Source organism: Thauera sp. 2A1, from assembly GCF_009469595.2.
GTDB lineage: Bacteria > Pseudomonadota > Gammaproteobacteria > Burkholderiales > Rhodocyclaceae > Thauera.
This window is the reverse complement of sequence record NZ_SSXV01000143.1, coordinates 63,561-74,030: the sequence shown is the minus strand read 5'-3', so window position 1 is coordinate 74,030 and position 10,470 is coordinate 63,561. Positions and strand designations below refer to the sequence as shown.

At 64.7% G+C, this 10,470-nt stretch carries 6 protein-coding genes; 1 reads left to right on the top strand and 5 read right to left on the bottom strand.

The features are described from left to right. Positions 1-838: 838 nt before the first annotated feature. On the top strand, positions 839-4,753 hold the full coding sequence (locus GH664_RS23300; protein WP_153167892.1) for a DUF4062 domain-containing protein: 3,915 nt from the start codon (positions 839-841) through the stop codon (positions 4,751-4,753). On the opposite strand, the gene GH664_RS23295 is transcribed toward GH664_RS23300, so the two are convergent. The 5 genes from GH664_RS23295 to GH664_RS23280 form a co-directional block, all read right to left on the bottom strand. Beyond that, positions 4,750-4,986: an HAD hydrolase-like protein gene (locus GH664_RS23295; protein ID WP_255424927.1), complete on the bottom strand. Its 237-nt coding sequence runs from the start codon at positions 4,984-4,986 to the stop codon at positions 4,750-4,752. The genes GH664_RS23300 and GH664_RS23295 overlap by 4 nt on opposite strands. An 806-nt stretch (positions 4,987-5,792) precedes the next feature. After that, entirely contained in the window at positions 5,793-6,464 is a 672-nt protein-coding gene (locus GH664_RS23290) for a hypothetical protein (RefSeq protein ID WP_153167890.1), read from the bottom strand. Continuing rightward, a complete protein-coding gene (locus tag GH664_RS24080) occupies positions 6,454-7,206 on the bottom strand; it encodes a homing endonuclease associated repeat-containing protein (RefSeq protein WP_153167889.1) in 753 nt (250 codons plus the stop codon). Before GH664_RS24080 ends, GH664_RS23290 begins: the two co-directional genes overlap by 11 nt. Positions 7,207-7,856: 650 nt before the next feature. Beyond that, complete coding sequence (locus GH664_RS23285) at positions 7,857-8,927, bottom strand: tyrosine-type recombinase/integrase (RefSeq protein ID WP_153167888.1); 1,071 nt, start codon at positions 8,925-8,927, stop codon at positions 7,857-7,859. Between the two features lie 214 nt (positions 8,928-9,141). Next, a complete protein-coding gene (locus tag GH664_RS23280) occupies positions 9,142-10,470 on the bottom strand; it encodes a type II toxin-antitoxin system HipA family toxin (RefSeq protein ID WP_096453142.1) in 1,329 nt (442 codons plus the stop codon).

Sequence of the window (10,470 nt, the reverse complement as noted above, 5' to 3'; positions counted from 1 at the left end):
TCCTGGATGACCGGTTTACGGAGGCCAACTCGGAGCTCGCGTTGGCTCAACCCGGCCATGACCGGTCGGTCATCGATTCGACATAGCTGCCATTGGATCGACGGCTACACTCTGAAACCTGCCAGATAACCCACGTGAATAACTCGGCCTGACCGGCTGTTCGCTCACTGCAAGGCCGGTGATCGGTATGGGTTCGTCAGCAGCCGTACGTGAGGGACTAAGGGCCTTCGTGATGTGGTTTGTCCGGACCCACCCCGCTCCGGCCACCTGCCAGCCACGGAATCGGGACGTTAAACGCGCCGTTCAAAGGCCATGGCTTGGCGAGCAGCAGATGGTGCGGTCAATGTCCCTCTGGGGCCTGCCGCGGATTGACCTCATGCAGATCCATAACGTGCTGGACTGGGAGGCCCACCTGCACACCCGGCGGCGCTGGAAGGCCGAGGAGCGCCTACTCTACATCGGGCCGCGAAGTGGAGCAGCGCCTCCTACCGCTCGCCGCTAAGCGCGGGATGGCCGTGATTCCCACCGCCCCTTCGAGGGCGGTAACCTCTTCGCCGCCGTGCGCGGCAAACCCGTGCCAGATTTCGCCGCCGTGATCGAATGCCGCAACTGAGCCAGTTCTTCCTCAAGTTCATCCTCGCCCACCCGGTGCTCACCTGCACCATCCTCCGCCACCTAGAGGGGTGGAACACATGCTGGAGAAAAAGCGTGCACTGCGAGGGCTGCTGCGGGACGAGGGGCCGCGGCGGTGAATGGTGGGATATTTCGGCAGACCGTGAGGATTATGGGCCATGCGCCCGTGACTGACGGCGCCGGTGCGTTCGGCTAGAGTTCAGCCATGCTGGGCGAATTGCCCGGCATGGACCTTCTCTTCCCCGAGATTAGCCGAATGAGCAAGACGCGGGTGTATGTCTCCTCCACCTTCGAAGACCTGAAGGACTATCGCGCCAAGGTCAATGAGGGGCTGCGCCGGGCGGGTTACGAATTGGTGGTCATGGAGGACTACCCGGCGTTCGATCGGCGACCGCTGGCGAAATGCCTGGCGGACGTGGCGTCCTGCGACCTCTACGTTGGAATCCTGGCCAAGCGCTACGGCTACATTCCCGCCCAGGGCAACCCCGAAAATCTGTCGATCACCGAGCGCGAGTACCTTCAGGCGACGGTATCCTGTCTGCCCCGCCTCGTTTTCCAACTCGATTCGAAAGCGCCCTGGCTGGAGCAGTTTGACGACCGGCTCCAGGAGGACGGCGACCGCGGCGTCAGCATCCGTCGTTTTCGCGATCATGTTGGCAAGGAACACGGCAACCGCTTCTTTTCCAGTCCCGACGAACTGGCACGGCTCGTCCTGGAAGCGGCGAGCGCATGGGAAAAGGAGCGACTGGCTGGACCTGCGGGAAAGCAGCCAACATCCCCCCTCAGCGAATCTGCCTTCCGCTGGCCGGCCGCTTGGGACTTCTCCGCCTACATGATCGACAAGCGCCGCGGCTTTGCGAGGCGGGAGTGGCTCTTCGCTCACATCCAGACCTGGCTCGCCGACCCGGACTCCCGCGCCCTGCTGATCCGCGCCGACTACGGCGTCGGCAAGTCCGCCTTCTTCGCCGAACTGGTCGCCCGCAACCCGGACGGCGCCATCCTCGCCTGGCACTTCTGCCAGCACGACACGCGGGAAACGCTGCGCGCCGGCACCTTCGTCCGCAGCCTGGCGGCGCAGTTGCAGGACCGGCTGCCCGGCTACCGCGAGCAGGTGGAAGCCCAGCCGGAACTCCAGGAGCGCCTGGAAAAGGCCATGGAAGACCCCGGCAGCGCCTTCGAGGCCGCCATCCTCAACCCCCTGGCCGCCCTCCCGGCCCCGCCGAAACCGCGCCTGATCCTCATCGATGCCCTGGATGAAGCCCTCGAGGTGGATGCCGAGGATGCCCGCCGCGCCGGCACCTTGGTCACGCTCTTGGCGAACAAGGCCCGGCGTCTGCCGCCGTGGGTGCAAGTCGCAGTGACCTCGCGTAACAACCCGGAAGTCGTCGGCCGCCTGCAACAGGCCTTCACCCTCGCCCAGATCGACGCCGAGGGCCAGCACAACCGCGAGGACCTTTACGCCTTCGCCCTCAACCGGGCCTGCGCCGAGCCCATTGCCGGGCAGCTTGCCGCTGCCGGCAAGAGCGCCGAATGGCTGGCGACGCTGCTGCGGGACAAGGCCGGCGGCAAGTTCCTTTACGTCGCACGCGCCCTGCGGGATCTGGAAGGCGGCCGCCTTACCCTAGCCCAGGCCGGGGCGCTGCCGCCGGGCATGGACGGTTTCTACCGGGACGCCTTCGAACGCCGCTTCGACCGCGCCGGGCGAGACTACGAGCCCTACCGCAAGCTGTTGGGCCTGCTCTGCGCCCTACGAGAGCCTGTGTCCGCCGAGCCCCTAGCCGAGCTCTTGGGCTGTCAACCCGCTCACGTGAAAGACGCCCGCGCCCTCCTGCCGGACTTCATCGTCCAGCGCCGGAGAGGCTATACGTTCGAGCATTTCTCAATCTCCGAATGGCTGAGCCGGGAGAACGAAGAAGGCTTCCCCCGCGCGGGGCCCTTTGCCGTGGATCTGGCAGAGGCAGAGGCGGGCATCCACCAGCGGGTCCTCCAACGGATTGCTGAAGGGAGCATCCACCGCTTCGACTACCTGGTGCGCCACCTCGCCGCCCATCTGCCCGACGCTACCGAGCGCCAGAACGCCTTCACCATGCTGATGCAGGACTTCTGCTGGCTGCGGGAGCGCTTGCGACTGGTCGGGGCGGATGCCCTCATTGGCGACTGCCGGCATCTGGCCGAGGACGGCTTCGGTAGCTTGCTAGCGGCTTGCTTGCGCAACTCCGCCCATGTGCTGCGGCGTGATCCTGGGCAGTTGGCAGCACAGGTGCTGGGCCGGCTGAACGGGCGGGCTTTGATCCCCGGAATTTCTGCACTTTGCACTAGCGTTCGCAAAAAGGTGGCGGGCTCGCCCGCTACCGTCCTGCTGCCATCGACCGCCAGCTTGCGGCTCGAAACCGCGTTGCTCGGTGTTCTGGAAGGCCATGGCGGCGATGTGAGCGCCCTTGCGATACTGCCCGACGGGCGCCTAGCCTCTGGGAGCATCGATCATACGATCCGCCTGTGGGATCTCTCGAAAGGGATTGAGTCCCAGGTATTGGAAGGCCATGGAGGTTGGGTCAAGGCTCTGGCGGTGCTACCGGACGGGCGGCTAGTATCGGGCAGCAGAGACGCCACGATCCGTCTGTGGGACCTTGCGGGCGGTAGCCCGCCCCGGGTGTTGGAAGGTAACGGCGGCGGGGTAACTGCCCTGGCCGTACTGCCTGATGGGAAGCTCGCCGCGGGCTGCTACGACCGCACGATCCGTCTGTGGGATCTCCAGGGCGGAGGCGCGCCCCAGGTGGTGGAAAACCAGGGCGCCTGGGTCGGCGCACTGGCGGCGCTGCCAGACGGACGGCTAGCCTCGGGCAGCGGAAATGGCACGATCTGCCTCTGGCCCGCCCGGGGTGTGGCAGAGCCCCAGGTGCTTAGAGGTGCTGGTTGCGAGGTCAATACCCTATCGGTCTTGCCAGACGGGCGACTCGTCTCAGGGAGCTTCGATGGCAAAATCCGTGTGTGGGATCTCCGGGGGGAGACCGAGCCCGAGGTGCTGGAAGGTCATTGGCTCGGGGTATGCACCCTTTTGGTCCTACCCGACGGACGGCTTGCCTCGGGCGGCGTCGATGGCACGGTCCGGCTGTGGGGTCTCCAGGGTAGCAATGCACCCCAAGTGCAGGGCGGCCACGACGTTCGGGTGAATGCCCTGGCGGTTCTCCCGAGCGGGCGGTTGGCTTCCGGGAGTGACGATGGGACGATCCGGCTCTGGGGCCTTCAAGGCAGTGGTGCACCGCTGGTGCAGAGAAGCCACTCCGATCAGGTGAATGCCCTAGCGGTGCTTCCCAACGGGCGCGTGGCCTCGGCGAGCCACGATTGTACGATCTGCCTCTGGGACCTCGAGGGTAGGGCCGACCTCCAGGTGACGGTAGGCGAGGGTGGCCCAGTATTCTCATTAGCGGTGTTACCGGACGGGCGCCTGGCTTCGGGGAGCTTCGATGGGACCGTCCGCCTCTGGCCCCCTCTGAGTTTTGCAGAGCCCCAGGTGTTGGACTGCCATGGCGCCGCAGTTAATGCTCTGGCTGTGCTTCCGGACGGCCGCTTGGTGGCCCAGTGCGACGATGGGACGATCCGCCTGTTAGACCTCCAGGGCGGGGCTGAGCCTCAGGTACTGGAAGGCCCTGGCTTCCAGATGAAAGCCCTGGCGGTGTTACCGGACGGGCGCGTGGCCTCTGCGAGTAACGATGGCACGATTCTCCTGTGGCCCCCCCGGAGCGAGGCCGATCCGGAGTTGCTGGCAGCCTATGGGGGCAGAGTGAATGTCCTGACGGTGCTGCCGGACGGCAGACTGGTCTCCGGACACAGCGATAGCACGATCCGCCTATGGGACCTTCGGGGCAAAGTTAGATTCCAAGTTCTGGAAAACCCCGCCGGGTCTCCTGTGACGGCTTTGGCGGTTCTGCCGGACGGTCGCCTGGTGGCTGCCACGGGGCATCGGGTTCTGGTCTGGCAGCGCCAGTTCGAGCGGATCACCGCGGGGTTCGAGGCTGATGCCGATGTCTACTGTCTGCTCGCCCTCCCCGTCGGCCAGATTGTCGCCGGCGACGCCAGCGGACGCCTTCACTTCCTTGATCTGACAGAACCGCGAACTTAGGGGTTATCAGAGATGCGTCTTTGGTCGTCAGTCAGGATGGCCGCCACTGCCGCTCTCAAGTTCGCGACCACCAAGGCGGGCCGCACCGCCGGATCGGCCTCGTCCCCCGGCCGGAACTTCCCCGTCCGCACCAGAATCCCCGGAATCCCCACTGCTTGCGGCCCGCCGATGTCGTCCCGCAAGTGGTCGCTGATCAGCACCGCCTCGCCGGGGGCGACCCCCGGTTCGGCCAGCGGGCCGAGGAAGAAAGGGGCGGCGGGTTTGCCGACAATTTCGGCGTTGGATGCCGGCGCCGTACCCCAGGGCGGCGACGAAGGCGCCGAGATCCAGCGTGAATCCGTCCGGCTCGTAAAAGCACGGGTTGAGCACCACAGCGACCAGCAGCAGGCCCCTCCTTCAGCAGGAATGCGGTGGTGACGCTGTCGAAGGTGAAATGTAGGCCGGCGTCGCGCAGCACCGCCACGGCAGTGTTCCCGCCGCTCGGGCCGATTTCAGCGGCGATGTCGGCATGAATTAGCCAGTTGGCCCGCAGGCTACGCTCCTGCGCTGCCCGTCAATGATAGGAAATTCAAAGCCATTGTCGGACTGGCCCGGGCTGCCGCCACCCGGAACCTCTCGCGACTGTCCGCTCGACCTCCTGGAGTGGACCATTGTCCGTCTGGAGCACGGCCGTCGCCTTTGGGCCCGCCAGCGTGAGTTCGTCGATCGGAAGCTGACGCCCGGCACAGATCCTCGGCGGCGGGCAGCTTACGGTGACATACCGGCTGTTCGGGATCGGAAGGCCCAGCGTCCGGATTGGCCGAGGACGACTCGGTCAGCTTGGAGAAACGACTGGCAGCTTGAAGGTCAGAAAGCCGACTTCGACCTTGCAAACATCATCAGGCAGCTCAGGGTCGTCAGCACTCGGCTACGAACGGCTGCTTCCGGGAAGTGAAACTTCAGCGGCCGCTTTCCGGCGGTGAACTCGAAGAGACGTCAGTCGCATCCCGACCCAATGCCGCCCTTGAGCTTTTTGGAAAGCTGTCGTTCAACACCTGAATTAGAGCGCAGGCTCCGAGACAAACCGGAGAAATGCATCTCCTATGTCCGAGGTGCGCTTAGCTGCAAGGCCTTGATCAGTCATTGTTACGTTCATTCCCTCTGTATTGACCAATCCACGTGAGTAGAGATCTTTCCAGACTTGGTTGTAGATGTGCCCACACCCCCTTAGCTGCGGCATGTTGTACTCAAGGACGCTACTCAGGCCTCCCATGCTCATGCTGGGAGGCGGGGTGGGGCTCTGAAAGAGCCTGAGTATTTGGAGATGCAAGACGGAAAGCGAGTCAATCCACTCAAAAAAAATGTGCTCAAGTGCCTCCCCCGGCGATTGCCCGGCAGCCACATTGAACACAGCATTGCGAAGTGCCTCTCTCTTCTCATCTTGGTGGGTCCGCAGCGCAATCTGAGAAGCGTGCATGACCGCAGAGATGAACTCGTCCTTTTGACCCAGTTCCGCTAGATCGATGCCACGATCCTCTAGCTCCTGTAGCTTATCCCCGACTGAGGCCATCCACTCAACTCTTCTACGCTCCAAGGGAGGCTGTATCAAGTGCTGAAACAACTCAACTGCGGGGCCGCCGACAACTGGAATTGCAGAAAGGCCAGCTTTGGCGAGCGCATGCGCCGCATCACCCTTGGTTGCCTTTGGTGGTTCAAGCCTGTCAGACGCCATGATCTTTCCCCTGCGCTCTAACGTCTGAATTCACCGGCCTGCGCGGCTTTTCGCGCAGGTCCGGTGGAATGATGGGTTCGCCCACATTCGATTTGCCAAGGTTGCATACGGAACAAAGCGTTTGCAGGTTTTCAAGAACGGTTTCTCCTCCCTTGCTCCACGGGACGATGTGATCGACATGAAGCTCAACGCCGGTAGTGAGCGCGGGGCTCGTGCCGCACCCGCGACAGCAAAAGCGGTCTCGTTGGAGTACGTGCCAGCGAAGGCGAAGCGAAGGGTCGCGCCCAGTGCGCCGGGACGGCGTTACGCCAGCAGATGCAGTAGGCGATTCAGCGCCTGCACCGTTTGCGAAACTTACAAAGGCTTCAAGGGCCGCAGTCCAAGAACCGAACCGGCGGTTGTATGGGGTCTGGGAGATAACGGACGGTGGCGACGCTAGCTCACTGCGCCGAGGCTGACGCCCGAAGTGCTGCCAGAGCACAAGCAAGTTCTCGAAGAGCCGCTCGTCGGAAATGTTGATCTCGTTCGCAATAGATAAGCCGGCCAATCGGAGCGCATTGTTCCAAGAACCGAACCTGCGAATAAGAGTGCTGTAGTCAAACGTCCCACGGGCCCCGTAAGTCTTTTGGGGCACTGTGTCGGAACCGAGAGCTGACGCGATCCGTTGCAGGTCGGCGATCAACTCCTCGTCGGAGACGGGTGCGCCGGATACACGGGACAGTTGGAACTGAGGCTCGGTCATGTGGGCTAACTTGTTCTACAAGTTACTGTTTAGAAGCAGAAACTATGCGCAATACAGAACAACAAGAGAGGAAAAGCAGCAGCCGACGGGCTAGCGGGTCGAAGCGGCCCATCTGGAACACAGTCCCGTAGCATACCGCCTCGCCCGGATGGCCGCTATTCGGATTGGGTGGCGATTGCCGGCTTGTGGCCGTAGTCGTGAGGTCACGAACGGCAGCTTCGTGGCAGCGAAACTCACAGAAGGCCACCGTGCCTCACCGGCGGCTTCGGGGAAATCCGGATGCCCGGTCTCGGTCGATTACGGGAGGGCACGACAGGCGTAAGCCGTCATCCCATTCGGATAATGTCGCGGCACCCTGGATGACCGTAGCGGTCGTCGACTTGACCGATTCCTGGTGACGGTGGCAAGCAACGATGTGCGTCGAAGTGACAACGTTGTGATGATCGGTGCCGCCTGACCTGGACGTTTGCAGCGTGCTGCTTGCGTGCCAGGGGCCATCGTAGTCGCGGCACGAGAGCAGTCGTCAACCTTCCCGGTTCGCCAGCCGGCGGCGCTGGTTTGTCACGTGGCCGCCTGCAGCGCTGCGTCCCGCCACTCAGCATCAGAGGAGCCCACGATGCTTGAGTGGCGGCCGGTGAGGTGGGGGCGGATCAACAGTGCCTCCCAGCCGGCAAAGCCTTTGCACGCGCGAAACTGGCGCGCAAGCGTTGTGCGCTAATCGAGGCCTGCAGCCCCAGATAGTCGATCAACTGCTCGTCGGTGGCGCCGCCGTCGATGAGCAGTCCCACATAGGTGTTGCGCAGCGTCTGCGCACACGCCCGCTCGCCGGTGATGCCCGCCCCCTCGAGCAGCTTCTGCGTGCGGCGGTGGACCGAGGAGGCGGAGAGCGTGACCTTCTTGCTCAGGCGTCCGAAGCCGGCCGAGCGGTCCGCCTCGAACACCTTGCGCACGGGCGACGCGTCCGCGGCGCCGTGGATCTGGTCCTGGAGCGCGAGCCACGCCCGGATCGGCGCGACGGCAAAGCCAAGGATGCGGGCACGGTGGGCGCACCCCGGGCGGCTCAGTTCGATGCGTTCCTCCACCAAATCAATGCAATTAAGCGTCAGACCCACCACATCCCGCACCTTCAACCCTGCCCCCAGCATCACCGCGACCAGCGCCAGATCCCGGTACTCGATCCACGCCTCGGCGCCCTTCCCCTCCTGCGCGAGGTCCGCCAGTGTCGTCGTCAGCAGCGCAATCAGCGCCTCGCATTCGGCCGCGCTTAGGAACCGGCCCGGCTGATCGTTGCCCTGCCCCACCTGTTCGGCGCCCGCGAGACTGCCGACGTTGTCACCGCGGTAGCCCAGCGCGCCCAGATGCGCGAACACGCGCTCGAGCTGGCGCACGTACTGCTGGCGCTGCCGCCCGCGCTGGGCCCGCTGGCGCGGCGCGCTGCCCGCGCTGTCGAGAAAGCGCCGGATGTCGTCGGCGTCGAGCGTGTCCAGACGGCGGCCCTGGGCCTGGAGCCATTGGCAGAAGCGGCCGAACATGGCCGTGTAGACCGTCTTCGTGGAGGCACGCAGCCTCTGGTGATTGAGCCAGGAGGCATAGGCGAGGTCAGGTGTGTTGAGCCAGCGCTCGAGGCTGTCGAAGAGATCGGGGGCGGGGGTGGCGTCGCGTTGGGTCGACTGACGCTTAATTGCATAGGTTGTGCGGTGCGCAGTGTCAGCGGGTTCCATGGGGCCTCTCGCGCGGGGAGCGCAATGACGTCGATGTGTGGGTGGGTAAACGTACAGGAATTCATGCTCGAGCGGACAGCGCGACGGCACGCGTCATCGGGTCTCCCGGGCAACTGAGGCGCCGCTGGTCGCCCGCACTTGCACCTGCGCGGGCGGGCGGCTCACCCGCAGGTAGCGGTCACCGGCGAGCCGTCCCGCCAGACGCACCGACCGCTCATAGCCGCTTGGCCGAGCTACGCAGACCAGCAGCGACCGCATCGAAAACGTCCGGCGGGAAATCCGGTGGCAGTGCCCGGCTCACCGCCTCGAGCACGCGGGGGGTGCGGGACACCAGTTCGTCGATGAGGGGCTCCATGTCGGCACCGAGGCCACACTTGCGGGCCATATCGTTGAAGTGCCGGCGCTGGATGTCGCGCAGCCTGTAGTGGGTGTTCTTGCCGCGCACGGCCATGGCCAGGCGAAGCTTCTCGTAATCGAGTTGATTTGGGCCCGTGCCGGTGACCGGCCAGGCCGACAACACGTCGTAGAGCGGTGTCAGGCGGTAGCGCCCGCCGGGGAGCAGGAAGAGCGAAAAGTTCTTGGCATGGCCGTCGGTCGCCGCGAGCATCCAGAAGAGCAATTGCGCCTTCAGAAGCGTCCGGAGATCGGCCTCGCGCGTTTCCGAATTCTGCAGGATGCGCGCGATGTCCATCAGGCCGGGGCCGCCATCGGCTTCGTACTTTGCCCCGGGGGGGGTGCCGGTGGCTTGGCAGAAGTCCTCCTGGGGCAAGCGCAGCCAATAGTCGCCGGCGCTCGCCAGCCGGCGGTCGAAGCGTTCCACGACCAGGACTTTCTGGTCACCGAAGCGCTCGATCTTGCAAGGCGCAACCGGCAGACCAAAGCCGGCCAGGAGTTGGGCGCAGAGCCACTCGTTTTCGACCGAAGTGCGCATGTCCGCCTGACGGTTGCCGACCAGACCCAGCGGCAACTTGAAGATGTGAGTGGTGGGCGTGGCGCCGCAGGGGCGGCACCATTGACCCGCATGCCAGGTTAGTGCGGTCTTCTCCTGGGCACCCGCAATCGAGATGCGGAACTCGCCTTCCTCCACCGCGGCCAGACCGAGAACGCCGCTCAGGGACACGGTGCCCCTGAGGATCCGTTCCACGCCCGCGTCGTCGAGCGGCTCTACGTCGATGCGAAACACGCTGTCGGGTTCGACGTTATCGGGCAGCAGTTGCACGGCACCCACGCAGTCGCGCCCGATGGCCTGCAGCAGATCGAAGGCTCCGGTGCTTTCCGTGCGAAAGCGCGACTGCAGGCGCGCACGGATGCGGTCGCTGTCGGGCAGAAGGTTGTCGAAGTAGTTGCGGACAACGTCGCCGCGCAGGGGCAGATTGTCCAGCGTGAAGGGCAACGACAGAGACAGGGGGCGCCCTTCGGGCGAGGCGATCCAGGCCGGCTCGTACTGGAACTCGGTCGGTCCCCGCCCCGGCAAACGCCACTGGCCAACCAGCCTGCCGTTGGTCCACGCATTGAGAGCGCGGGTGTGGGCAGGGCGCCCCAT